23 protein-coding genes are annotated in these 23,176 nt (G+C 72.0%); 4 read left to right on the forward strand and 19 right to left on the reverse strand.

Annotated elements, in window-relative coordinates:
• A complete protein-coding gene (locus ABZX02_RS02465; RefSeq protein WP_355294312.1) occupies positions 1–795 on the reverse strand; it encodes a DUF364 domain-containing protein in 795 nt (264 codons plus the stop codon).
• The gene (locus ABZX02_RS02470; protein WP_355294313.1) at positions 792–2,042 is read right to left on the reverse strand and encodes an ATP-grasp domain-containing protein; all 1,251 of its coding nucleotides are present in this window, start codon (positions 2,040–2,042) and stop codon (positions 792–794) included. The genes ABZX02_RS02465 and ABZX02_RS02470 overlap by 4 nt, the downstream gene beginning before the upstream one ends.
• Before the next feature lie 890 nt (positions 2,043–2,932).
• Between ABZX02_RS02470 and ABZX02_RS02475 the strand changes: the two genes are divergently transcribed.
• Positions 2,933–4,270: a cytochrome ubiquinol oxidase subunit I gene (locus ABZX02_RS02475; RefSeq protein WP_355294314.1), complete on the forward strand. Its 1,338-nt coding sequence runs from the start codon at positions 2,933–2,935 to the stop codon at positions 4,268–4,270.
• Positions 4,267–5,274: a cytochrome d ubiquinol oxidase subunit II gene (locus ABZX02_RS02480; RefSeq protein ID WP_355294315.1), complete on the forward strand. Its 1,008-nt coding sequence runs from the start codon at positions 4,267–4,269 to the stop codon at positions 5,272–5,274. The genes ABZX02_RS02475 and ABZX02_RS02480 overlap by 4 nt, the downstream gene beginning before the upstream one ends.
• A 48-nt stretch (positions 5,275–5,322) precedes the next feature.
• Here the strand turns inward: ABZX02_RS02480 and ABZX02_RS02485 are convergent, their stop codons facing one another.
• Positions 5,323–5,871 carry a type 1 glutamine amidotransferase domain-containing protein gene (locus ABZX02_RS02485; protein WP_355294316.1) on the reverse strand — a complete coding sequence of 183 codons (549 nt, stop codon included), beginning with the start codon at positions 5,869–5,871 and terminating at the stop codon, positions 5,323–5,325.
• 56 nt (positions 5,872–5,927) lie between these two features.
• Between ABZX02_RS02485 and ABZX02_RS02490 the strand changes: the two genes are divergently transcribed.
• Together ABZX02_RS02490 and ABZX02_RS02495 are read left to right on the forward strand one after the other, a co-directional pair.
• The gene (locus ABZX02_RS02490; RefSeq protein ID WP_355294317.1) at positions 5,928–7,013 is read left to right on the forward strand and encodes a Vms1/Ankzf1 family peptidyl-tRNA hydrolase; all 1,086 of its coding nucleotides are present in this window, start codon (positions 5,928–5,930) and stop codon (positions 7,011–7,013) included.
• A gap of 737 nt (positions 7,014–7,750) precedes the next feature.
• Positions 7,751–8,143: an STAS domain-containing protein gene (locus ABZX02_RS02495; RefSeq protein WP_355294318.1), complete on the forward strand. Its 393-nt coding sequence runs from the start codon at positions 7,751–7,753 to the stop codon at positions 8,141–8,143.
• A gap of 94 nt (positions 8,144–8,237) precedes the next feature.
• Here ABZX02_RS02495 and ABZX02_RS02500 read toward each other — a convergent pair whose 3' ends face one another.
• From ABZX02_RS02500 to ABZX02_RS02575, 16 genes are read right to left on the reverse strand one after another with little or no spacing between them, the layout of a single operon-like run.
• Positions 8,238–9,386, reverse strand: coding sequence for an ABC transporter permease (locus ABZX02_RS02500; RefSeq protein WP_355294319.1), 1,149 nt, complete (start codon positions 9,384–9,386; stop codon positions 8,238–8,240).
• Positions 9,383–10,576, reverse strand: a complete 1,194-nt coding sequence (locus ABZX02_RS02505) for an ABC transporter permease (RefSeq protein ID WP_355294320.1) — start codon at positions 10,574–10,576, stop codon at positions 9,383–9,385. The genes ABZX02_RS02500 and ABZX02_RS02505 overlap by 4 nt, the downstream gene beginning before the upstream one ends.
• 33 nt (positions 10,577–10,609) lie before the next feature.
• Positions 10,610–11,548, reverse strand: coding sequence for an ABC transporter ATP-binding protein (locus ABZX02_RS02510; RefSeq protein WP_355294321.1), 939 nt, complete (start codon positions 11,546–11,548; stop codon positions 10,610–10,612).
• A 13-nt stretch (positions 11,549–11,561) separates the two neighbouring features.
• Positions 11,562–12,590: a right-handed parallel beta-helix repeat-containing protein gene (locus ABZX02_RS02515; RefSeq protein WP_355294322.1), complete on the reverse strand. Its 1,029-nt coding sequence runs from the start codon at positions 12,588–12,590 to the stop codon at positions 11,562–11,564.
• Complete coding sequence (locus ABZX02_RS02520) at positions 12,581–13,096, reverse strand: phosphopantetheinyl transferase (protein ID WP_355294323.1); 516 nt, start codon at positions 13,094–13,096, stop codon at positions 12,581–12,583. Before ABZX02_RS02520 ends, ABZX02_RS02515 begins: the two co-directional genes overlap by 10 nt.
• Positions 13,093–13,866 carry an alpha/beta hydrolase gene (locus ABZX02_RS02525; RefSeq protein WP_355294324.1) on the reverse strand — a complete coding sequence of 258 codons (774 nt, stop codon included), beginning with the start codon at positions 13,864–13,866 and terminating at the stop codon, positions 13,093–13,095. Before ABZX02_RS02525 ends, ABZX02_RS02520 begins: the two co-directional genes overlap by 4 nt.
• Positions 13,867–13,898: 32 nt before the next feature.
• On the reverse strand, positions 13,899–14,747 hold the full coding sequence (locus ABZX02_RS02530; RefSeq protein WP_355294325.1) for an ester cyclase: 849 nt from the start codon (positions 14,745–14,747) through the stop codon (positions 13,899–13,901).
• Entirely contained in the window at positions 14,738–15,181 is a 444-nt protein-coding gene (locus tag ABZX02_RS02535; protein WP_355294326.1) for a phosphopantetheinyl transferase, read from the reverse strand. The genes ABZX02_RS02530 and ABZX02_RS02535 overlap by 10 nt, the downstream gene beginning before the upstream one ends.
• Complete coding sequence (locus tag ABZX02_RS02540) at positions 15,178–16,092, reverse strand: ACP S-malonyltransferase (protein ID WP_355294327.1); 915 nt, start codon at positions 16,090–16,092, stop codon at positions 15,178–15,180. Before ABZX02_RS02540 ends, ABZX02_RS02535 begins: the two co-directional genes overlap by 4 nt.
• A 51-nt stretch (positions 16,093–16,143) precedes the next feature.
• Positions 16,144–17,025 (reverse strand): alpha/beta hydrolase, encoded by an 882-nt coding sequence (locus ABZX02_RS02545; RefSeq protein WP_089926939.1) that lies wholly within the window; start codon positions 17,023–17,025, stop codon positions 16,144–16,146.
• Positions 17,022–18,272, reverse strand: coding sequence for an FAD-dependent oxidoreductase (locus tag ABZX02_RS02550; RefSeq protein WP_355294328.1), 1,251 nt, complete (start codon positions 18,270–18,272; stop codon positions 17,022–17,024). The genes ABZX02_RS02545 and ABZX02_RS02550 overlap by 4 nt, the downstream gene beginning before the upstream one ends.
• On the reverse strand, positions 18,269–18,997 hold the full coding sequence (locus tag ABZX02_RS02555; RefSeq protein WP_355294329.1) for a nitroreductase family protein: 729 nt from the start codon (positions 18,995–18,997) through the stop codon (positions 18,269–18,271). Before ABZX02_RS02555 ends, ABZX02_RS02550 begins: the two co-directional genes overlap by 4 nt.
• A complete protein-coding gene (locus ABZX02_RS02560; RefSeq protein WP_355294330.1) occupies positions 18,994–21,255 on the reverse strand; it encodes a beta-ketoacyl-[acyl-carrier-protein] synthase family protein in 2,262 nt (753 codons plus the stop codon). The genes ABZX02_RS02555 and ABZX02_RS02560 overlap by 4 nt, the downstream gene beginning before the upstream one ends.
• Before the next feature lie 46 nt (positions 21,256–21,301).
• Positions 21,302–22,375: an aminomethyl transferase family protein gene (locus ABZX02_RS02565; protein ID WP_355294331.1), complete on the reverse strand. Its 1,074-nt coding sequence runs from the start codon at positions 22,373–22,375 to the stop codon at positions 21,302–21,304.
• A 7-nt stretch (positions 22,376–22,382) separates the two neighbouring features.
• Positions 22,383–22,859: a 3-hydroxyacyl-ACP dehydratase FabZ gene (gene fabZ / locus ABZX02_RS02570; RefSeq protein WP_355294332.1), complete on the reverse strand. Its 477-nt coding sequence runs from the start codon at positions 22,857–22,859 to the stop codon at positions 22,383–22,385.
• Entirely contained in the window at positions 22,856–23,161 is a 306-nt protein-coding gene (locus ABZX02_RS02575) for a phosphopantetheine-binding protein (RefSeq protein ID WP_053732927.1), read from the reverse strand. The genes fabZ and ABZX02_RS02575 overlap by 4 nt, the downstream gene beginning before the upstream one ends.
• Between the last annotated feature and the right edge of the window lie 15 nt (positions 23,162–23,176).

Consider the following 23,176-nt stretch of genomic DNA (forward strand, 5'->3'; position numbering starts at 1 on the left):
TCACGACAGGCGCTCCGTGTGGTGGTGGATCGTCGTCGGGCCGCCGTCGAGCCAGAAGAACGGGTAGGGCTCAGCCGAGACGGCGCGCACGCCACCGCCGATGAACCACGGCAGCACCGAGGCGGCCGTCTGCGCGAACATCACCATCGGCGTGTTCGCCGCGACCGCGAGCCTCAGGAGGGGTTCGAACGTGCCGTTGCCGACCGTCATCCCCGAGGCGAGCACGAGGTCGCAGCCGTCGAGCGCGTTCTCGGCCTCGGTGGTGATCGGCTCGTCCCACTCGGTCCTGCCGCCCTTGAGATCGCAGGCCACGTAGGTCGCGCCTCGCTCACGCAGGTGGTGCAGCAGCGAGTTGACCACTCCGACCACCAGCACCCGGTCGCCCGGTGCCGGGTCCAGCAGGTCGATCACGGCTTCGGCGCGCGCCATGGACTTCGCCAGGGAGCTGCCGGGACCGACCGTGATCGACTTGGTGGCGGACAGGTGGTGTGGCCGGACGTGCGCCAGGTAGGCGTCGAGCGCGGCGGTGCGGATGGCCTGGTCGGGGTGGTCGAGCAGCTCGAGCACGGTCGAACCGACGCAGTCGTGCACGTCGTCGTCGACGACGTCCTCCACCGCGCAGGAGCCGACCGCGTCCTCCACGCGAAGGCTCACGACGGTGTTGCGGTAGGACTGCCCGCGGGTGGCGTGCCGGGCACCCTGCCGGGTGGTGAACCCGACGCTCACGGCACACGACGCGGGATCAGGACCCAGTACGCCACCGCGAACGAGCTCGACGAGATCGGCGAGGATCACGCGAGCACCTCGGCGTAGTCGACGGACAGACCACCGACGAGCTGCTCGGCACGCGCACGTGCGCCCAGACCGGCCGAGTCGGTCACCACGACGTGGCCGAGATAGCTGTTGTTGCTGGTCGGGTCGCCTGCGCGGTGGCCGGGCTGCTTGACGGTCCAGTCCACGACCTCGGGTGCGGCGCCGAGCACCTCGGTGCCGCGGACGGCGGAGACCAGACCGGAACGCGGCGGCAGGAGGAAGGAGATCGCGGCGCTGCGCACACCGGTGTCCGCGGGACGCGGATCCGGTCGTTCGCCCACGGCCAGCTGGGCGTAGGCGGCGGGCAGGTCGACACCGGTGACGCGCCGGACCAGCTCCGTGATCTGGTTGCCCGCGGGGCGCGGGTTGACCTCGACGAGCTTCGGACCGTCGGGCGTGAGCTTGACCTCGGTGTGGGCGACGCAGCGGTCCAGGCCCAGGGCCTCGACCGCCGCCACGGCAACCGCTTCGGCGTCGCCGGTCGGCAGGTCGGCGGGGAACATGTGCCCGCTCTCCACGAACCACGGATCACCCGCGACGCTCTTGTCGGTGACGCCCACGACGTGCGTGGTGCCGTCCACGGTGATCGTTTCCACGCTCACCTCGGGGCCGACCAGCAACTCCTCCACCAGCACGGTCCGCACCCTGGGCTGGCTGCGCGCGTTGACCGGGAACGCCTCCATCGCGGCGAACGCCTCGCGCAGCTCCGACTCGCCGGTCACCTTGCGCACGTACATCCCGGCGCACAGGTCGACCGGCTTGACCACCAGCGGATAACCCAACCCGGCCGCCGCCTTGGCCAGTGCCGGCCAGTCCTCGGCCAGGGCGAAGCGCGGGCCCGGTACGCCGGCCGCGCTCAACGTCGTGCGGGTGAGGTCCTTGCGGCAGGCCCGTTCCACCGCGTCCGGGTCGGGACCGGGAAGGCCCAGGTGCGCGGCGACCCGCGCGGTGGCGGGGAGGTAGTAGTCGCACGACGAGATCACGCCGTCGAAGCGCAGCACCGCGTGCAGTCGCTCGACGTGCTCGAGCAGGGCAGGCACGTCGTTGGTGTCCGCGGTGAGCACGTTGTCGGCGGCCAGCAACGGATGCGGGTGCGCGGGGGCGGACCGCAGGTAGTGGTGCAGATCGCGGGTCATGAAGGTGAAGCGGTGCCCTGACTCGTTGATCGCCCTGGGCAGCAGCGAGCTCATCGCGCCGACCCAGCTCTCGATCATCAACAGGTGAGCCACAAGTCCTCCTCCCCGCCGCGACCCCCGCGGCGGAATTGAGGAACATGGTAATCATTATCGATCCGTGGTCTCTACCGCCTCTCGGGGACGTGGTTGCGCCAGGCAGGTGAGTGTTCGAGGAGCGACATCCATGCGTGCTGGCTAATATTTGTCGCGCTCAGCGACGACGCTAGGACGCCTGGGTGAAGTGAAGGCATGGGCGCCGGAAAGCGGGTCGATCATGACCACGGCACGCCGTCCACGACGGGCACTACGACGACCGTTGATCCGCGTCGCGGTCGCGTCCCGCGTGGGACGCGACCACCGCGTTCTTCACTGATCAGAAGCTGGCGACCAGGTAGTACAGCGCACTCAGCGCGACCGCCGCGGCGATGACGGCCGCGGTGACTTTGATCCAGCGTGGGTTCATGTCCGCTTCCAGGCTCGACGATGCGGGCTCCTGCTCGGTCAGGGTCAGTGTCCTCGAATCCGGCCCGGTGTGTGCCGTTTGTCTGTTGAAGCGACATTCATCTTCATTGACCCCGTCTCGGGGAGTCGAGGTCGCACTGGTCGCCGGTCGGGCGCCACGACCTGCTTCTCTGCACGCCGTCGTGCTCGCGGACACTCAGTCGGGTACCGGCGTTCCAGCCCGGCGGCAATGACCCGTCAGACGCCAAGCACTTGTCCGGGCGCGCAGAGCCCTTGTTCGCGCCGAAGGCGCGTACCACGCCACGTCCGTCCCTGATCAGCTCGGTGACATTCCGCGACTCAGCAACAGCTCCCCGCGTCGGACGCGCTGGGTCTCGACCGCGCGGCGCTGGTCGCCCACAGCGGCTGAGCCGCCGTGGCCGTTTGGCTCCGGAACGCGCGGGTAGTCCGGCCACGTCGGACGACGTGTGGTGGTGAGGATCGTGCTGGATCTCCTGGCGGACGCGAGCGAGAACCTGTACCCGGCGCGCATGCAGATGGCGCTCTCGCTGGGGTGGCACATCGTGTTCGCCTGCTTCGGCATCGCCTTCCCCGCGATCGTCGTGTTCACCGAGTGGCGGGGCCACCGGCGCGGTGACGAGGTGCTGAAAGCCTTGGCGCACAAGTGGGCCAAGGCGATGGCGGTGCTGTTCGCGGCCGGGGCGGTGTCGGGCACGTTGCTGTCGTTCGAGATGGGCATCCTCTGGCCGGGGCTGATGGGCCGGTTCGGCGAGGTGTTCGGGTTCCCTTTCGTGCTGGAGGGGTTCGCGTTCTTCGTCGAAGCGATCTTCGTCGGCGTGTACCTGTTCGGCTGGAACCGGTTGTCGCCGCGGGCGCACATGCTCAGCGCGCTGCCGATGGTGGCCGCGGGCGTCGTGGGGGCGTTCTGCGTGGTGTCCGCCAACGCGTGGATGAACAACCCCACCGGGTTCAGGCTGGACGAACAGGGCAACGTGGTCGACGCGAGGCCGTGGGCGGCCATGTTCGGGCCGTCGACGTGGGCGCAGTTCGTCCACATGTGGCTGGCGGCCTTCATGGTGACGGGGTTCCTGATCGCGTCGGTGTACGCGGTGGGCATGCTGCGCGGCCGGCGGGACCGCTACCACCGGGCGGGTCTGCTCATCCCGTTGACCGTCGCGGCGCTGGCCACGCCGGTGCAGATCGGTGTGGGGGACTGGATCGCGAACGTGGTGGCCGACAACCAGCCCGCGAAGCTCGCGGCGATGGAAGGCCAGTACGAGACGACCTCCGGCGCCGGGTTGTCCCTCGGCGGCCTCTACTGGGACGACCAGCTGCACTACGCCGTCGAGATCCCGTACGGGCTGTCGTTGCTGATCCACCACGATCCGCACGGCGTGGTGCCCGGTCTGGAGGAGGTGCCGGCCGACGAACGACCGCCGGTCAACGTCGTGCACCTCGCCTACAACGCCATGGTCGGCATCGGGGTCGCGTTGCTGCTCCTCAGCGCCTGGTACGGCCTGGTGTGGTGGCGGAGGCGGCGACTGCCGGACAGCGCGTGGTTCCTGCGTGCGGTCGCGGTGTCGGGCGTCGCGGCGGCGGTCGCGATGGAAGCGGGGTGGATCACCACTGAAGTCGGTCGGCAGCCTTGGGTCGTGTACGGCATCCTGCGCACCGCCGATGCCGTGAGCCCGGCGCCAGGGCTCGGCTGGGGCCTGGTCGCGGTGGCGGGCGTCTACACCGTGCTCACGGTCTTCACCGTGGTGGTGCTGCGCCGGTTGGCTCGCGATCGGGACACACCGGTGCCGCAGGAGCGGCGATGACGCTCGCGGAGGTGGTGCTCGGAGCGGCGTTCGCGGGCCTGGTCGCCTACGCGTTGTTCGGCGGCGCGGACTTCGGTGGCGGCGTGTGGGACCTGCTCGCGGGCGGCACGGAGCGCGGACGCCGGGTGCGGGACCGGATCGAGCGGTCGATCGGCCCGGTCTGGGAGGCCAACCACGTGTGGCTGATCTTCGTGCTGGTGGTGTTGTGGACCGGCTTCTCCCGCGCGTTCGCCGCGGCGGTCACCACCCTGTACGTCCCGCTGACGCTGGCGGGGTTCGGCATCATCGCCAGGGGAGCGGCGTTCGCCTACCGCAAGAGCGTCCGCACGCCGGGCATGCGCCGCTTCTTCGGCGCCGCGTTCGCGTTGTCGTCGCTGCTGACGCCGTTCTTCCTCGGCGCGGTGGTCGGCGGTGTGGCCTCCGGCCGGGTGCCGTCCGGCATCGCCGAGGGCGACGTGGTGAGCAGCTGGATCAACCCGACCTCGGTGCTGGGCGGCAGTCTCGCCGTGCTGGTCTGCGCGTACCTGGCGGCGGTGTTCCTGTGCGGCGACGCCCGCCGCGACGGCGAGCACGACCTGGCCGACGCGTTCCGCCTGCGCGCCCTGGTGACCGCGGCGGTCACGGGTCTCGTCGGTCTGGCCGGGATCGCCGTGCTCCACGCCGACGCGCCGGAGCTGTTCGACGGACTCGTCGGACGCGGCCTGCCGGTCGTGGTGCTGTCCGTCGCCGCCGGGCTCGGCGCACTCGTCCTGCTGCTGGTTCGCCGGTACACCGTCGCGAGGATCGCCTCCGCGCTCGCCGTCACGGCGATCCTGATCGGGTGGGCGGTCGGGCAGTACCCGTACGTGCTGCTGCCGTCCCTGACCGTCGAGCAGGCCGCGACCGGCCGCAGCACTCTCGTCGCGCTGCTCGTGGCGTTGGGAGCCGGGGCGCTGATCCTGTTGCCGTCGCTGACTTATCTTTACGTGCTGTTCCAGCGTCCGCAGACGTCCGGTCGCAAGTGAGGTGCCGGCCCTGGCGACGTCGCCGAGACCGGCACCTCACCGCACGGCTTACGGGGCCTTGGCGAACTCCTGCACGATGCGCTCGCAGAAGGCCGGCAGGTCGTCGGGCGACCGACTGGTGGTGATGTTGCCGTCGGTGACGACCTGTTCGTCGACCACCTCGGCGCCCGCGTTGCGCAGGTCGGTGCGCACGCTCGGCCACGAGGTCAGCCGGCGCCCGCGGGCGACGTCGGCCTCCACGAAGTTCCACGGACCGTGGCAGATCGAGGCCACCGGCTTGCCGGACTGGACGAACTCGCGGACGAACCGCACGGCGGCGGGGTCCATCCGCAACTTGTCCGGGTTCACCGTGCCGCCCGGCAGGAGCAGCGCGTCGTAGTCGTCGACCGACACGTCGCCGACCAGGCGGTCCACCGCGAAGGTGCCGGCGTCCTCGAGGTCGTGGTCGCGCGCCTGGATCTCGCCCTCGGCGAGGGAGACCACGACGGTGCCGGCTCCGGCGTCGTCGAGCGCCTTCCTCGGCTGTTCCAGCTCGACCCGCTCCACACCGTCGGCGGCGAGGATGGCGACCCGGCGTCCGTTCAGCTCTCCTGCCATGTCAGGCACCCGCCATCGCGGGATGCAGGACGACCTTCGTCCAGCCGTCGTCCCGCTTGTCGAAGTGCTCGTACGCCTCCGGCGCGCGGTCCGCGTCGGTCTACCTCGACGCGTCGCACGACACGGAGGACGCGGACAAGGTCGCCGAACTGCGCTGGCGCGGCCTCCGTGACCGGCTCGCGGACCAGGGCGCACCGGAGGACGTGCTCGCCGCGCTGGACGAGGCAGTGGCCGCGGCCGACCCGCCGGCCGGCAAGGCGGGGCGAGTGCTGATCGCCTCGGGGACAGAAGTGGTGGTGGACCAGCTCCTGCCGGTGCCACCACCCGCCGACGTCACGCGGTACTCCTCGCTACCGGACCTCCTGCCGCTCGCGTCCTACCTCCCGCCACCGGTGCCGCACGTCGTCGTGGTGGTCGACTCGTCCGGCGCCGATCTTCACTCGTTCGACGGACGGGCAGAGCTGGTGGAGACCGTGCGGGGCAAACAACACCCGCTGCACAAAACCCGCGGAGGGGGATGGGCGCACAGGCGGCTCCAGCAGCACGTGGAGGACACCGTCAAGCACAACGTGAAGCAGGTGGCCGAGGAAGTCGAACGGCTCGTGCGCGAGGTGCGCGCCGAACTGGTCGTGCTCGGCGGCGAGGTGCAAGCGCGCAGTGCACTGCGCAGCGAGCTCGGCCTCGACGACGATCTGGTCGTGGAAGTCGAAGGCGCGGGACTGGCCGCCGGTACGAACGACGAGGAGTTCGACAACGCGGTGCGCGCTCTCGTTGCCCAGCACCAACAACAAAAGGACGCAGAGTCCGTCGACCGGTTCCGCGCGGAGATGGGCCGCGACGGGCTGGCGGTGGAAGGTCTCGCCGCGGTCGCCGACGCGCTGCGCCAGGCCAACGTCGACACGGTGGTGGTGAACGCGGAAGTGCTCGCGGACCAGGTGGTGTGGACGAGCGGCAGCCCGGACCAGATCGGCGTCGACGAGGCCGGCGTTCGTCAGGGCACCGGCGCACCGGACGAGGTGGAGCGCAACCGCGCGGACGACGCGTTGGCGCGCGCGGCGGCCGTGACCGGTGCGAACGTTGTCGTCGGCGACGACATCGAGCTGTTGCAGGGTGTCGGGGCGCTCCTGCGCCACCGCCCTTGACCGTTCTCGGCGCCGCTCGTCCTGCACTGGGACGACTCGTCTTCGCCCGGTGCAACGCGAAGGACCTGATCACGATGCCAGGCAGCGGCCATGATGGTGAGCGCCCGATATGGACAGTGGCCTGAATCTCCCCGATCGAACGAGCACCGGACCCCACCGATCACTTGCCACCGCGGCGCTTCCTGAGGGTCCGGCTCGAGCCTCGGCAGGCAGTGTCCCGGCCGAAGTGCATCGCCAGGTTGACTGGCACGAGCTGTCGGCCACGGGACCGTTCCCGCATCCCGGTAAGTCGTTGCGCCACTGCGACCGTCTCACTGTCGATCGTGCCTCCCGTACGAAGTCGAGGACCGGTTGAAGGTGCCGATGCCGATGGCGGGTACGCCACAGCGGGGCGCCAGGTGATCCAGGCGTTCAGGCCGCGTTTGCTCCTGGCCTGGGCGCGGTTGAAAGCGAGGGCGTGGATCTCGATGTCGGGCTCGTGGTCCTCGCGGTTGAGGTTGGCGTGGTGGTGAACCTCAACTGCCTCACGTCTCGAGCGGTGGGTGTGTCCACGACGGTCCTGGGCGGAGTAGCGGGCGGTCCGGTGACCCCACGATCGCCTGGTTGTGCCCCCGCCCTGCGGCGGGATAGCGTGAGGGACAGGCAATTGATCATGCAGAGAGGTTCGTCTTCTGGTTCTCCGGGTGGGGCAGCGGCTCGTGTCGGCGCTTTTCACGGTTGGCTGATGGGAGTTGGGAATGGAACACGAGTTCGACGAGGCCTCGGACCAACCGGCCCTGCGCACCACTGACCACGACGGCATCGCGGTGGTCGAGCTCGCCGGCGAGCTCGACATGAAGACGGCGAAGACCTCGCTCGCTGACGTGCTCCTCGTGCTCGACCAACGCCCCGGTGGCATCGTCCTCGACCTTCACGCGGTGACCTTCTTCGGTTCCGCCGGTATCAGCTTGCTCGTCTCCGTCCAGCAGGCGGCCGGGCAGCAGGGTATTCCTTTCGGCATCGTCGCGGTGCACAAGGCTGTGACGAGGTCCTTGACGATGAGCGGCATGGGATCGCGGTTGCCGTTGTTCCCCACCGTGTCCGACGCCGTCATCACTCTCCGTGCTTCGTCCGGACCCCCGCGGCGCTGACAGGTCAGGACGGTCCTCCTCGACCGCGCGACTGTGCAGGACGGTGGCATCGTTGGCGCGGGGGCACAACGCGCGTGGAGTGGTCCTTCGGCCCTCAGACGGTCGCCAGCGCCCGCCGCTGGAACACCACCATCGCGACGCCCAGCACCACCACCGCCATGCCCGCCAGCACACCGGTCTCGACCAGGACCGACCCCAGCCCCGCCGACGGACGCGACAGCGTGAGCAACGCGTCCATCGCCCACGAGTGCGGGAACAGGTAGCCGATCGTGCCCAGCGTCTCGCCGGCCACCTCGCGCGGCCACAGGCAGCCGCCCAGCATGCCCAGCACGATGCCGACCGGGGGACCGATGGCGGGAGCCTGCTGCGGCGAGCGCACCAGGGCGCCGACCAGCATCGCGGCGCCCGTGGCGATCAGGCAGAACAGCGCGACGACCAGGCCCACGCCCAGCGGGTCGCCCCACCGCACGTCGAACAGGAGCCGGCTCACCACGATGATCAGCAACGACTGCGCGAGCGCCACAGCGAACCGGCTCAATGCCTCGCCCAGCAGCACCTGGCTGCGCCGCACGGGTGCGGCCAGGGAGCGGCGGACCATGCCGATGCGGCGGCTCTCGACCAGCGCGGCGGCCACGGCCATCGAGTTGACGAACGTGAAGAGCAGCAGGTTCGCGGGGGCGGTGTAGGCGAAGCCGGTCGGCTTGGCGGGCTCGCCGCCTCCGGTCGAGGCGACGGTGACCGCGGCCGACTCCTCCTTCGCCTTGCGGACGTACTGCTCGGCCTGCTCCGGTGTCGCGCCCGCCGCCCGTGCCGCGCGGGTCGCCTCCAGCACCGCCGCCACCCTGCCGACCGCCACGTCGATCTCGCTGCGCGCGGCCATGCCGCTGCCGCTGGTCTGGGTCATGACCAGCTCTAGGTCGGTGTCGCCCGGTGTGACGATCAACCCCGCGGCCAGCTCGCCCCGGCGGACGTCGTCGCGGACCTCCTGCGCGGACTCCGCGCGCCGCACCTGCAGCGCCTGGTCGGACTCCAGCTCGGCGACCACTGCGGCCGACACCGGGTCGGAGGTGTCGGCGACGACGGCCACCGGCAGCTTCGCGTCGGCCGCGTCGCCGCCCAGGGCCATGCCGACGAACAGAATCGTCACGAACGGCATGACGACGATGAAGAACATGCCGACCTTGTCGCGCAGTTGGCGCTGCAGATTGGCGAGCACCAGTGCGGTGAGCGGGCGGGGCCTCATGCGAACCTGCCTTTGCGGAAGCCGAGCAGCGCCGCCGTGCCCGCGACGACGCCGATGCCGGTGACCACGGCGATGGGCACGAGGACGGCGGACGGGCCGGCACCGGTGCCCGCCAGCTCGGACAGGCCCGCCGACACCCACCCGTTGGGGGTGATCAGCGAGACTCCGCGCAGCCACTCGGGCAGGTTGTAGGCGGGCACGATGCTGCCGCCCAGGAACGCGAAGACGAACGCCACGCCGAGCGTGTAGCCGTCGGCCTGCGCGTCGGTCTTCGCGCGGCTGGCCACCAGCATGACGATCGCGGTCGCCGCGAACACGTGCGCCAGCAGCAGCGGGAACACGCCGAGCGGGTCGCCCCAGCTCGCGCCGAAGATCAGCACGGACGACAGCCAGGTCGCGCACATGCTGAGCAGCGCCAGCCCGAACCCGACCGCACTCTTGCCCACCAGCGCCGTCCACAGGGGGATCGGCGCGGCGCGCATGCGGTCGAGCGTGCCGTTCTGCCGCTCGGTGAGCAGGCTGCGGGCCGTGGTGCCGACTACGAAGAACGCGAACATCACCGCCATGCCCGCGCCGTAGTGCACGGCGAGGTCCACCTTTCCGCCCGAGACCGGGTCGCCGACCAGCGACAGCGCGGGCCCGGCCGCGCCGTTCTCCTCGACGAACAGCTGCACGCGGTCGGCCGGCACGCCCGCCTCGAGCGAGGCGCGCACGGCCAGCGTCCTGGCCTGGACCAGGGCCGAGATCCGGTCGACCATGCTGCGGGCCACCACACCCGCCAGCGGCGACTCTGGCGACTCCAGGACGGACACCTGCCCGCCGCGGCCCGCGCCGACGCCCTCGCTGAACCCGGCGGGGAACACCAGGGCCGCACCCGACTCGCCACCGTCGACCGCGCTGCGCGCCGCGGCCTCGTCCGGGTACTGGCGGAAGGTCAGCACGCCCTTGAGCTCGTCGGTGTTCAGCGCTTCGCGCTGCACGCTGGCCGGGAACTCGCCGCCGTCGAGGTCGACCACGCCGATGGTCGCCTTCAGCGGCGGGTCGTCGTCACCGCCCAGCGCCAGCCCGAACAGGGTCGCGAGCAGGATCGGCGCGACGAGCGCGATCAGCGGCGCGGTGCCGTCCCGCAGCCGCGACCGCAGCTCGTGGCCGCCCACGACCAGCAGGGCGCGCAGAGTGCTCTTCCCCAAGGTTTTCGCCCAATCCCTAAGCTTCGGTCCGCGTCAGTCGCGCAGGGTGCTGCCGGTGAGGTGCAGGAACGCCGCCTCCAGGTCGGGTTCGACGACCTCGACGCCGGTCACCGCCCCCGCGTCGCCGATGGCGGCCAGCAGTGCGGGCAGCAGGTGCCGCCCGCCCGCGACGAGCAGCCGGATCGACGACGACCCGGTGACCACCGACTCGGACACGCCCTCCACGGCGCGCAGCTTCTCGGCCGCCGCGGTGACGTCGCCGTCGAGCGTCAGCTCCACCCGGTCCGTGCCGCCCAGTTCGGCGACCAGTTCGCGCTTGGTCCCGTCGGCGACCACGCGGCCCCGGTCGATGATCCCGACCCGCGTGCACACCCGCTCCACCTCCTCCATGTAGTGGGAGGTGTAGAGCAGGCTCATGCCCTCGCCGACCAGCGCCTCGACCCGGTCCAGGATCGCGACGCGGCTCTGCGGGTCCACGCCGACCGTGGGTTCGTCGAGGATGAGCAGGCGCGGCCGGTGCAGCAGGGCCACGGCGATGTTGGTGCGCCGCTTCATACCGCCGGAGTAGGTGCCCACCTTGTCGTCACCGCGGTCGGTCAGGCCGACCAGGTCGAGCACCTCGCCGATGCGCGAGGTCAGCTCACGCCGCGGCAGGCCGTAGAGCCTGCCGAAGTAGCGCAGGTTCTCCCGGGCGGTCAGCTCCGGGTACAGCGCGATCTCCTGCGGGACGTACCCGATGAGGCGCTTGGCCGCCACCGGGTCCTCGCCTACGTCGATGCCGCCGACCCGGACCGTTCCCTCGTCCGGGCGCAGCAGGCCGACGAGCATGGAGATGGTCGTGGTCTTGCCGGCCCCGTTGGGGCCGAGCAGGCCGTACGCCTCTCCCTCGTCGATGTGGAAGCCGACCCGGTCCACCACGGTCTTGTCGCCGTAGCGCTTGACCAGGTGCTCGCACACCAGTGCAGGCGTCATGTCGTCCTCTCGATCAAGATCCGCACCCGTCGATCAGCTCCGGCTGGGAGGTGCCCACCACGTTGTTGCGGAAGCGCTGGTTGCCGGGGTCGGTGCCGATCTGCACGTCGAACGGGCCGTTGCCGGTGATGGTGTTCCACTCGAAGGAGTTGTCGACCGAGTCGGAGCCGCCCCAGTCCGCCGACGAGGCCAGCACCAGCGCGGCGCCCATGACCGACGGACCGGTGGGTTCGTTGCCGTGCAACCGGTTGCCGACGACGGAGACGCGCTGGACCCCGATGGCGGCGATGCCCACGCCGGACATCGGCGGACCGGCGAAACCCAGCGCGCCGGGTTCGTCGCCGCCGGAGGCCAGGGTGTTTCCGGTGATGTCGTTGTCCGCGACGAGCACGTCGGCGACGCCGCCGGGCAGTTCACCCTCGTAGGTCTGGTGCAGCAGCAGCACGCCCGCCGCGTTGCCGTGGCAGCGGTTGCGCTGCACCCGTGCGCGGCTGGAGTTGTCGACGAACACGCCGAAGGCGTTGGCGGTGCTCTCACTGTCGGCGATCAGCGCGTCGGCGGCCGGGCAGAACGCCAGCGCGATGCCGCCGTACTGGCTGCCTTCCGCGCGGCACCGCAGGACCTCCACGCCGGCCGACTCGCGCACGTACAGGCCCCACACCGCGTTGCCGGCCGACTCGACGTCGACGAGCCGCAGACCGGTGGCGGTGTGCGCGTAGACGCCCGCGCCGGAGAACCCGCGCACGGTCAGGCCCTCGACGGTCACCCCGGACACGTCGTGCACGGTGATGCCGCTGACCACGTCCGCGGGTGCGTCGTGCAGCGCCGGCACGGTGCTGGGCGCGACGGCGCCGGGCACGATCACCGTGCGGCCCGCGCCCGCGCCGACGAGCACGACGTCCGGGCGGGCGATCACCAGGCTGCCCTCGTACGTCCCCTCGGCCAGGCGCAGCACCGCGCCCGGTGCGCAGTTCTCGAGCGCTTCCTGGACCGAATCCCCTGGTCGAATGCGAACTTCGGTCCTGACCTCGGTCACGGACATCGCAGCGCTCCTCTCGGCGTGATGATCAGTATGGCAACGGCGACGATCAGGTCTTCACGAACGCCCCAGCGGGCCATGCCCACGACGGCCTCGCCGTCGCCGGGGGCCGCGGATCGTCCGGTGAGCCGTGCCAGGGCGGCCGCACCGCTGGCACCGAGCACGGTGTAGGCGCACCGCTCGGTCATCGCGACCCCGGTGGCCTCCTCGACCTCGGGCACGGCGGCGGCCAGCAGGGGGTCCGCCCACTCCGCACCGGGCAGCGGCGCCTCGCCGCACGCCTCGAAGTCGTGCCAGGAGAACCCGCGCGGCCGGCCGCCGACCGCCTTCACGAGGCACTCCTTCACCGCGACCGTGGCCGCGGTGGCGAGACCGGGGTCGGCGTGCAGGTCCCGCTCGCCGGGGGAGACGACGTGCCGGGTGTAGGCCGGCCCGCTGTAGGACATGGCGCGGGTGACCCTGGCGACGTCGACCACGTCCACCCCGAACAGCATCGGCGGCGCGGTCACCCGGTGACCCTGTCGAGGAACCGCAGCAGCTCGGCGGTGTAGACCTCGCCGCGCTCGATCATCGGGATGTGCCCGCAGTCCTCGACGGTGACGAACTCGGTGTTCGCGTGCTGCGGCACCAGGTCGAGCCACGGCTCGATCGGCGTCATGCGGTCGTGGCGGCCCCAGACGTACAGCGACGGGCACGTGACCTTGTCCATCGCCGGGGCGACCTGGAAGGTCCGGGTGGCGCGGATGCTGCGGGCCATCGCGACCATCGCCGAGCCCTGGCGCAGCAGCTGCGCGGTCGACTCCACCTGCTCGTCGGTGAACAGCGGGTCACCGTGGAAGAGGGCGGCCAGCATGCGGTCGCGGAACTGCTCGCCCTGCAGCCGCACGTCGCCGCGCCGGTCCATGTTCAGGCCCACGTCGGGGTCGGCGCTCAGGCCGGGTGCGCCGCTGACCGCGATCGCCCTCACCCGGTCCGGGAAACGGCCGGCGAGGTCGATGGCGACCAGTCCTCCCAAGGAGTTCGCGCAGACCACGACCTCCTCCGCACCGGCCGCGTCGGCGGCCTCCATCAGGGCGTCGCCGAGTCGTTCGATGGACCCCGCGATCTTCGAGTCCACCCCGCAGATGGGTTCCTCGGTGCGCAGCACCGGCCACCCGGCGTCGGCGAGGGCGGCGAACGGGTGGTCCCAGATCCAGCCGCCCGCGAAGAGGGCGGACATGAAGGCCACCAGCGGTCGCCCGCCCGCCGCGGGCCGGTGGTCGGCGGTGAAGACCGTCATCGGGCAGCTCCTGGCGTCGTCAGAACAGGGCGTCAGAACAGGGGATCGGGGGTCGGGGTGGTACCGCACGCGCAGGTCCTGCCCGCCGCCGCGTCGACCATCTCGTCGCACTCGGGGCAGCGCAGGTGGAGGGTCTCCCGCTCCAGCGTCCACACGCTGGTGTAGGCCCCGGTGCACAGGCCGCCGCGGAAGAACTTCCGCAGGGAACGCTGGTGCGGCCGGGCGTGCACGGCGCGGATCGACTCCGGGCGGTCGAAGGCGCTGACCGTGTACTTGCGGGTGCCGATCTCGAACGTGCTCACGCCGAGGAAACCCTTCGAGGCGCGCAACGACTTGACCACCTCGGTGCTGAGCAGGTCGACCTCCGCGCCCTCGACGTCGTCGCGGAAGTCCAGGTAGGTGAACGTGAGCGCCCGCGGGTAGTCGGTCCTGCCCGCCGTGGTGCGCGCGCTGATGCCGTACTCCTGCACCTCGTCCTGGCTGAGCAGGAAGCGTGCGGTGTGGCCGAGCGACGAGGCCAGGGCGACCCGGTCGAAGTGGCGGCGCACGCGCACCTCGCCGTCCACGACGGTCAGCACGTCCACGCCGTCGGCCCTCGCCGTGCCGCCCGTGCCCGGTATCCCGAGGTAGGGGGCGCGGTGCGCGCCGGTCAGGGTCCAGGGGAGCACGGCGGTGCCGCCCGCGTCGGCGGCGGGCGCGAAGTCGAGCTCCAGGTCCGGGAACCGGGTCAGCACGGCCACGACGTGCGCGACGAGGTCCGCGCCCGCCACCGGTTCCGGTGTGTCCGGGTCGGCGAACTCCGCCACCGCGTCCGCGATGGCGGCGGCGTCGCGTTCGTGCCAGGCCGCGGCCCACCGCGCGGCGGTCTCGATCAGGTCCATGCGGTCATCGCTTCCAGCTCGTGGTCCTCGGCCAGCCGGGCCGCGGTCAGTGCCACCGCGAACGCGAGGTCGGCGGTGTGGCTGACGGAGACGCGGATGCGGGTGTCCTCCGCCTCCCGGCCGTCCAGCGCGCCGATCAGGCGCACACCCGGCGGGTGGCCGTGCAGGCAAGCCGCCGTACGGCTGCAGAGAGGCGCCGGCAGGGGGAGCACCTCCACCGCACCCAGGTGTTCCGCGGTCGCGGGTTCGTCCAGCAGGCGCAGCACGGCGTACTTGGCCGCGAGCCGGCCCGCCCAGTGCTGCAGGGTGCGGCCCGCGCCGGACCGCAGCCGTTCCGCGCGGGTGAACACGACCTCCAGCGGCATCGGCTCGACCAGCTGTCCCGGTGCGGTCAGCCCGCCGAAGGCGACCGCGGCGCTGCCCCACTTCGTCATGCCGCGGGCTCCGGGCGGCGCAGCCTGCGCACCGCGGCCGGGTCGGCCATGCTGACGCAGCTCGAGCCGACGCCGCGCAGCAGTCCGGCGAGCACCTTGCTGTCACCGACCTCGACCAGGGTCTCGGCGTCGGCGAGCACGTGCATCGTCGCCGTCCACCGCACCCGCTCCGTGAGCTGGGTGATCAGCGCGTCCACGATCGTCGGCAGATCCGTGGTGGCTTCGCCGGTCGCGTTCGGGATCACCGGGACGCGTGGCGAGCGCATCGGTGTGGCGCGCACGGCCTCGGCCCAGCCGTCCAGCGCTCCCGCCATCAGCGGCGAGTGGAACGCGTTGCTCACCTTGAGCGGCACCACCTTGCGGGCGCCGGCCGCTGCGGCCAGCTCGACGAGCCGGTCCACGGCGGCGGTCGCGCCGGAGACCACGGTGTGGTCCGGCGCGTTCTCCAGGCCGACGACCAGCGGCTCACCCGGCCCGGCGGCCTCGGCGGCCAGTTCCTCCACCCGCTGCGGCGTCAGCCCCAGCACGGCCGTCATGCCGCCGGTGTCCGGCAGGTCGGCCATCAGCCGGGCGCGGACGGCGACCAGGCGCAGCGCGGTGTCGGCGTCCAGCACGCCCGCCGCGCACAGCGCGCTGATCTCACCCACGCTGTGCCCGGCGACGACGTCCGGTTCCACCCCGCGTTCCCGCAGGACCGCGAGCGCGGCGAGGTTGCACGCCGTCACGGCGGGCTGCGCGTGCAGGGTGTCGACGAGCCTGTCCAGCGGCCCGCGGGCGCACAGCTCCGACACCGGTTCGGGCAGCAGCGCGTCGGCGCGCGCGACCACCGCCGCGCCCACCGGGTCGCGGCGCAGCCAGCCGCCCATGCCGATCCGGACCGTTCCCTGACCGGGGAACACGAAGCCGATCACCTGCGAACCTCCCGTCCTGTGCGCTGTCCTTGCCGACGAGCCGGGCACCGGTCAGAGCCGGCGCCGCCGGGTGGGCACCGCCGCGGCCTTCTCGGTGCCGAGGAAACCCAGCAGCAGCTTGGTGACGATCTCCGGCTGGTCCAGCGGGATCCAGTGGCTGGCGTCCTCGACGCGCTCGTAGCGCCACGAGCCCTTGACGAACTTCACCGAGCCCGTCATGCCCTCTTCGAGCAGCGCCTTGTCCCCGGTGGACCAGATGCCGAGGGTGGGCGCGAGCACGGGCGGGAAGTTGCCCTCCACGCGCAGTTCGGCCTCGGGGGAGCGGTTGGCGCGGTACCAGTTCAGCGCCGCGGTGAGCGCGCCCGGCTTGGCGAGCTCGCGCGGGTAGCGCTGGTGGTCGCCCTCGCCGCCCATGATCTCCTTGAACAGCCGCCACCCGTTGCGCCGCAACAACTGTTCGCTCACGCCGGGGAACTGGTAGAAGAGCATGTACCAGCTGGCCTTGCGCTGCTCGATCGACGGCGTGCCGAACACGCCGGGGTGGCCGACCGACAGCACGGCGAGGTGGTCGACGCGGCGCGGCATCAGGAACGCGTACATCCACGCGATGGCGGCGCCCCAGTCGTGCCCGACGATGTGCGCCTTGGGGATGCCGAGGTGCTGTGTCAGCGCCACGACGTCGTTGACGATCGTGCGCATGTCGTACGCCTCGACCTCCTGCGGCTTGCCGGACTCGCCGAAGCCGCGCAGGTCGGGCGCGATGACCCGGAAGCCCGCCTCGACCAACGGGTCGATCTGGTGCCGCCACAGGTAGTGCGAGTCGGGGAAGCCGTGCAGCAGCACGACCGGGTCGCCCTCGCCCTTGTCGACGTAGGCGATGTCGATGCCGTTGACGTGTGCCGACCCGGTCAGCAGGGTGTCCTTGACGCTCATGCCCTCTCCCTGAACAGCCTCTCGGCGAAGAACTCGCTGAACCCGAACTCCGGCACGTCCTCGGGCGGGACCATGTTGAGCAGGCCGGTCACCGACGCGGCGAAGTTGTCGGCCATGAGCTCGCGCGCCCGGCGCCGGCGCTCGGCCGCGACGGGCCCGAACTCGCAGTGCAGCTTGGCGATGATGCCCGCGCCGAAGTGCAGCCGGTCCATCCGGAACTTCCGCTCGGCCAGGTACCCCTCGAACGCGGCGGGCGACCAGTCGTCGCCTCCGGTCAGCACCTCGCACACGGCGCGGGTGTCGCGCAGGCTGCACGACAGGCCGGTGCCGAGCACGGTGTCGGCGTTGCCCGCCTCGTCGCCGACGAGCACCACGCCGTCCAGGACGATCGGCTGCTCTGGGAACATCGCGACCGACGGCCACAGCTTGAGCGGGCCGATCGACTTCGCGGCGGCGTACACGGCCTTGCCGCGGTCGGGCAGGGACGCCAGCTCGAAGTCGGCGATGAACCGCTTCTCGCCCTCCGGGCCCTGGTAGAGCTTCCGGTTGGCGGTGGGGAAGTTGATGTAGAGCCGGGCGTTGCCGTCGCCCTGCGGGAACACCATGAACATCTTCTCGTCCTCGGTGCCCATCGCCTGCACGTCCATCGGCCAGTCGTCTAGGCCGCTCACCCGCAGCCCGCCGCCCCAGTGGTGCACCGAGGTCGCCATGGACACGCCGACCTGGCGGCCGACCGTGCAGCCGCGGCCGGTGGCACCGATGACGATGCGCGGCCTGGCCAGGTGGTCCTGTCCGGCGTGGGTCCAGCGGACCTGCGGGCTGGTGCCGGCGGCGACCTGGACCCGCTGCGCGCCCATGACCACCTTCGCGCCGCCGTCCTCGGCCTGTTCGGCCATCAGCGCGCAGACCTCGTGGTGCGGGAACGACATGGGGCCACCGACACCGGGCACGAACCGCGTCATGTCCACGGTCTCCGCCTCGGCCGGGTCGACCGTCTCGTCCCACTGCGTCCACTCGCGGATCTCCCACGCGCCGCCGAGCCCGAACGCCTCCTCGACGCCCAGCGTCTGCGCCTCGCGCAGGCCCCACGGCGCGATCCACTCGCCGCGCACGATGTCCTGGTAGGTCTCCTGCTTCTCCAGCAGCACCACGGACAGGCCGTGCTGCACGAGGTTGGCCGCGGCGGACGCGCCCGCGATACCGCCGCCCACCACGACGACGTCGACTCCGGTGTGCTCGACGGTCATGCCTGCCACCTCTCCCAGGACGTGCGTTCCTTGGCCGGAACCCGCTTGGCGGGGCGGAAATCGGTGCCGATCGTGTAGGCGACCGGCACCAGGCAGACCTGGGTGACCCCGGCGGGGATGCCGAGCAGGTCACCCACCTGCCGCTCGAACGGCAGGTGCATGCACGTGATCGTGCTGCCGAGCCCGCGGCTGCGCAGGGCCAGCTGGAACGACCAGATCGCGGGGAAGATCGAACCGTAGAAGTTGCTGGCGCGCATGGCCCCGATCCGCACGCCCTCCTGCCAGGTGCCGAGGTTGCGGGTGCCGGTGGCGCCGAGCCACTCGGCGTCGATCGCGCCGATGTCCGGCGGCCTGCCGAGCACGCACGGGATCACCAGCGCGGGCACCCTGGCGATGGTCTCGGCCAGGGCGGCGGCGGAGTCGTTGTTCTTCCTGGCCTGAGGGGTGTTGCGACGGCGCCCGGAGCGCGTCCACACCTCCTTCTGGTGGAACTGCCAGGAGATGTCGAACAGTTCCGCCAGCCGGTCCTTCACCGCCTGCTCGGTGAGCACGACCCAGCGCCAGTTCTGCTGGTCGTTCGCCGTCGGTGCCTGCACGGCGACCTCCAGCGCCTCCTCGATCACCGCGCGGGGCACGGGCCGGTCGAGGTCGAGCCGGCGGCGCACCGACCGGGTGGTGGTGAGCAGCCGGTCGGTCTCGAGCACGTCGAAGGGCAGACCGGTCATACGGCACCCAGCAGGGTTCCTCCGCGCACCGAGCCAGGCGCGGCGCTGAGCACCAGGGCCTTGGCCGGCGTGGTCGGCAGCTCGGGCTTGGTGACGTAGGACTCGACCGCACCGGCACGGGGGTCGTCCAGCCCGGTGATGGCCGGTGCGACGCCGTCGCGCAGGGCGAGCGCGGCCAGTGCCAGGTTCAGCGCGCCGGTGGCCGCTCCCGCGTCACCGGTCAGGCCCGCGGTGGCGGTGAGCCGGGCGGACGGGACGGCACCGAGAACCGCGCTCGCCTCCGCCTCGTCGGTCGGGCCGCCGGTGGCGGCACCGACCACCAGGTCCACGCCTTCCGTGGGCAGTGCGGCGATGGAGCGCTCCACGAGGGACCGCTCGTCATCCGCTCCCGCGCTCGCGTGGGCGCTGCCCATCACCCGCGCGTACGGCGTCGCACCCCTGGCGGCGGCGTGCGCGGCGGACTCGACGACGAGCGCCACCGACGCGGACGCGGGCGCCTCGCCCGAGTTCCGGTCGTAGGGGTCCACCTGCGCGCCGTCGCCGGGCCTCGGTGCCTCGTCGGCGGCGACCACGATCACCACGTCCGCCTTGCCGGCCCGGATGGTCTCCACCGCGCAGTCCAGCGCGATGGACGCCGACGCGTTTCCGTTGCAGATCGTCGTGGTCGGGCCGCGCAGGCCCAGGGTCTGGCACACCGCGCCGCCGGTGGCGTTGAGCACCACGTTGGAGAAGCTGAGCACGGCGGGCTTGTTCGGGTTGGCCAGCACGCTCTCGTCGAACCCGCCGGTGCTCTCCACCGAGCCCGCCGCGGTGGCGAAGACGACGCCCACGTTGTCCAGGGCGGTGCGGGGCAGCTTCAGCCCGGCGTCCTCCCAGGCGAGCCGGGAGGCGGCGATCGCCATGCGGGACAGGTTGTTCATGTGCCGCCACAGTGAGCGCGGCGCGAAGGTGCGGCCCTCCAGCGACGGTTCCGTGCCGACCGCCGTGCGTCCGTTGGCGACCGCCTCGGCGACCTCGGCGATGCCGGTGCCGAGGCCGGTGACCGGTCCGAGTCCGGTGAGGACGACGTCGGCGGCGGGCAGGTCGTCGTACTCGCGGAGGCCGCCGGGGCGGCGCAGCACGAGCGAGGCGTTGTTGCCGCCGAACGCGTAGTTGTTGGAGACCACGACGTCCATGGGCAGCGGACGCGCGGCGTTCGGCACGAAGTCCAAAGTGGACTCCGCGATCGCCTCGTCGGTGAACCCGATGGTGGGCGGCGCGGTCGCGGTGCGCAGGGCCAGCACGCTGGCCACCGCCTCGACCGCACCCGCCGCGCCCAGCGTGTGCCCGACGAAGCTCTTGATGCTGCTGGTCGGCACCTGGGGCGCGCGCTCGCCGAACACGGCGCGCATGACCTTCTTCTCCATGGAGTCGTTGGCGGGCGTGCCGGTGCCGTGCCCGTTGACGTAGTCGACGGCGTCGGTGTCCAGACCGGCGTCGGCCAGCGCCCGGCGCATGGCCGTGATGCCGCCGCGGCCGGTCGGGTCCGGCGCGGTCGCGTGGTAGGCGTCGGCGGACAGGCCGTAGCCCGCGACCTCGGCCAGCGGCTCCGCGCCCCTGGCCAGCGCGTGGTCCAGCGCCTCCACGACCAGGAACGCGGCGCCCTCGCCCAGGTTCAGGCCGTCCGAGCGGCTGTAGGGGCCGCACGGGCGGGTGCTGAGGGCGTGCAGGCCCGCGAACCCCGCGTAGGTGCCGAACAGCAGCGGGTCGACGCCACCGGCGAGCACCACGTCCGCCTCACCGGTGAGGATCTTGTCCTTGGCCAGGCCGACCGCGTTGCCGCCCGCCGCGCACGCGGTCGAGACCAGGATGCGCGGGCCGGTCATGCCGAGCTTGCCGGCGACGACGTCACCGGTGGCGTGCATGGGCTGGTAGCCGCCCGCCGCGGTCGGGGTGGCCTGGCACTTGCCGAGCACCAGCCCGAACCTGTCCCCGGGCAGGTCCGCGCCCAGCCCTGCCCAGGTGACCGCCTGCCGGGCGGCGACGAGGGCGAGGCGGGCCGTGCGGTCCAGCCCGGTGTCCTCGGCCGGCAGCTGCGCGTCGATCCACTCGTCGGGCACCTGGCCCGCGAACCTGGCCTCGAACGCGGCGAACCGTTCGTCCTCCACGGCGGTGATGCCGCCCGCGCCCGCGGTGAGTCGCGCCCAGAACTCCTCCGGGTCGCGTCCCGCCGCGCAGATCACCCCGACTCCGGTGATGACCACTGGCCGCAGCGCCATGCTTGCTCCTCCTCGCGAACCCCGGGCGACGGCCCGGGGGACCAGATCAGATGATCGGGGTGCTCCAGCTCTTGGGCGTGACGTACGGGCTGGTCAGCGTGACGACCTCGGTGTCGCCGACGGTGAGCCTGAGCCCGGCGGCGGCCAGGTCCGGCGGCAGCCGCAGCAGGCCCAGGGCGGACTTCAGCCCGATGCTGTGCACGGCGTGGACGACCTCGCCGATCTGCTCCCCGCCCACGGTGACCGGCGTGCCCGGCGCGGGCACCTCGGCGCCGCCGGAGAAGCCGACGGTGCGGCGCTCCGCAGCGCCCTCGAAGGCGGCCACGACAGCGTCCCGTCCGAGGAACTCGTCCTTGGTGATGTCCACGAGCCAGCCCGCGCCCATCTCCAGCACGTCGACGCCCTCGCCGGCCTCGTGGCGCACGACCGGCTGCCGGACCTCCAGCATGGCCAGCTCCACGGCCTCCTGGCCGGCGGGCACGGCGTGCTCGAGGGCCTTGGTCCACAGCCGCTCGGCGGACTCGCGCGGTACCAGCACCTTGTACCCGTACTCGCCCGTCACACCGGTGCGGGCGAAGAGGATGTCGACGCCGTCCCACTGGCTGTCCACAACGGACTCGAACGGCAGCGCGGCCAGCTCGCCGTCGATCAGGCGGCCGACCACGCCCCACGCGTACGGGCCCTCCAGGCCGAAGAGCGCGTACTCCTCGGTGCGGTCGGTGATCTCCACGCCGTCCTCGGCGTGGGCGCGCAGGTGCTCCAGCAGCCGGGTGCCCGCGCCGGCGGAGGACTCCAGCAGCAGGCCGTCCTCCCGGCCCCACACCACGACCTGGTCCACGACGGTGCCGTCCTGCGCGAGCACCAGGCTCGTCATGCAGCGCTCGGCGGTCAGGTACTCGACGTCGCGCGCCAGCACCTTCTGCGCGAAGTCGACGGCGTTGCCGCCGGAGAGCTCGATGATCCGCTCGCCGGACAGGTCCAGCAGGGCGGCCCGTTCCCGGATCGCCTCGTACTCGGCGTCGAGCGTGCTGAACCGGAGAGCGACCTCGGCGTCCAGGACGGTGCCGTACGCGGCGCCCTCGGGGTGCGCGGCCTTCACCGGCGACGTCAGGGATTCCATTGGCGTGTCAAACCTTTCCGGTAGGGCTGGTGGCTGCCGGGTCGGCGATGGTGATGGTGCCCTCGGCGGCGATCTGGCCGTCGACCCTGGCGCTCACCTTGAACTCGCTGAAGCCCCGGCCTCCCGCCGTGCGGTCGGCGGTGAGCAGGAGCTGGTCCCCTGGGACGACGGGGCGTCGGAACCGCATCGACCGCACGCCCGCCAGGTAGCCGATCGGTCCCGCGCCGGCGAGCGCGACCACCACGCCGGCCAGCTGGGCCATCGCCTCGACGACGATCACGCCCGGAAGCACGGCCGCGCTCGGGAAGTGCCCCTGGAACCACATCTCCGTGGCCGCGACGTTCTTGATCCCGACCGCGGCGCCGGGGGAGACCTTGTCGACCCGGTCGATCAGCAGGAAGGGCCACCGGTGCGGCAGGATCTCGCGGAGCTGGTCGTTGGTGAGCGACGTCCCCGTCCGCACGGGCTCCCGGGTCGCCGTCATGCCGACCCGGTCGGCGCCTGCTCGGCCAGGGCCGGGTTCACGTGGTCGGCCAGGCGCGACACGGAGCCGAACACCGACATGTCGCTGTCGTAGAGGGCGACGCCGAACTCGGCCTCGATCGCCACGTACAGCTCGAGCACGTCGAGGCTGTCGAGCTCCAGGCCGCGGCCGAACAGCGGCTGGTCGTCGGTGATCCACGCGGGCTCGATCGGCAGGTCGAGCCGCGAGACGATCATCTTCTTGATCTGGGCGCACGTGTCGTGCCGGGCGGCCGCGGTGGCGCGCAGTTCGTCGAGGGTCACGCTAGTCCTTCCGTC

This window comes from Lentzea sp. NPDC003310 (assembly GCF_040610935.1).
In the GTDB taxonomy this organism is placed as follows: Bacteria; Actinomycetota; Actinomycetes; order Mycobacteriales; family Pseudonocardiaceae; genus Lentzea.

What these genes read in the sequence shown, in the direction of transcription:
- ABZX02_RS02500 (WP_355294319.1), bottom strand. Translation starts at nt 9,386, where the DNA reads ATGAGGCCCCGCCCGCTCACCGCACTGGTGCTCGCCAATCTGCAGCGC.
- ABZX02_RS02495 (WP_355294318.1), top strand. Translation starts at nt 7,751, where the DNA reads ATGGAACACGAGTTCGACGAGGCCTCGGACCAACCGGCCCTGCGCACC.
- ABZX02_RS02560 (WP_355294330.1), bottom strand. Translation starts at nt 21,255, where the DNA reads ATGGCGCTGCGGCCAGTGGTCATCACCGGAGTCGGGGTGATCTGCGCG.
- ABZX02_RS02510 (WP_355294321.1), bottom strand. Translation starts at nt 11,548, where the DNA reads ATGACGCCTGCACTGGTGTGCGAGCACCTGGTCAAGCGCTACGGCGAC.
- ABZX02_RS02530 (WP_355294325.1), bottom strand. Translation starts at nt 14,747, where the DNA reads ATGGACCTGATCGAGACCGCCGCGCGGTGGGCCGCGGCCTGGCACGAA.
- ABZX02_RS02480 (WP_355294315.1), top strand. Translation starts at nt 4,267, where the DNA reads ATGACGCTCGCGGAGGTGGTGCTCGGAGCGGCGTTCGCGGGCCTGGTC.
- ABZX02_RS02525 (WP_355294324.1), bottom strand. Translation starts at nt 13,866, where the DNA reads ATGACGGTCTTCACCGCCGACCACCGGCCCGCGGCGGGCGGGCGACCG.
- ABZX02_RS02485 (WP_355294316.1), bottom strand. Translation starts at nt 5,871, where the DNA reads ATGGCAGGAGAGCTGAACGGACGCCGGGTCGCCATCCTCGCCGCCGAC.
- ABZX02_RS02535 (WP_355294326.1), bottom strand. Translation starts at nt 15,181, where the DNA reads ATGACGAAGTGGGGCAGCGCCGCGGTCGCCTTCGGCGGGCTGACCGCA.
- fabZ (WP_355294332.1), bottom strand. Translation starts at nt 22,859, where the DNA reads ATGACGGCGACCCGGGAGCCCGTGCGGACGGGGACGTCGCTCACCAAC.
- ABZX02_RS02515 (WP_355294322.1), bottom strand. Translation starts at nt 12,590, where the DNA reads ATGTCCGTGACCGAGGTCAGGACCGAAGTTCGCATTCGACCAGGGGAT.
- ABZX02_RS02555 (WP_355294329.1), bottom strand. Translation starts at nt 18,997, where the DNA reads ATGACCGGTCTGCCCTTCGACGTGCTCGAGACCGACCGGCTGCTCACC.
- ABZX02_RS02545 (WP_089926939.1), bottom strand. Translation starts at nt 17,025, where the DNA reads ATGAGCGTCAAGGACACCCTGCTGACCGGGTCGGCACACGTCAACGGC.
- ABZX02_RS02550 (WP_355294328.1), bottom strand. Translation starts at nt 18,272, where the DNA reads ATGACCGTCGAGCACACCGGAGTCGACGTCGTCGTGGTGGGCGGCGGT.
- ABZX02_RS02565 (WP_355294331.1), bottom strand. Translation starts at nt 22,375, where the DNA reads ATGGAATCCCTGACGTCGCCGGTGAAGGCCGCGCACCCCGAGGGCGCC.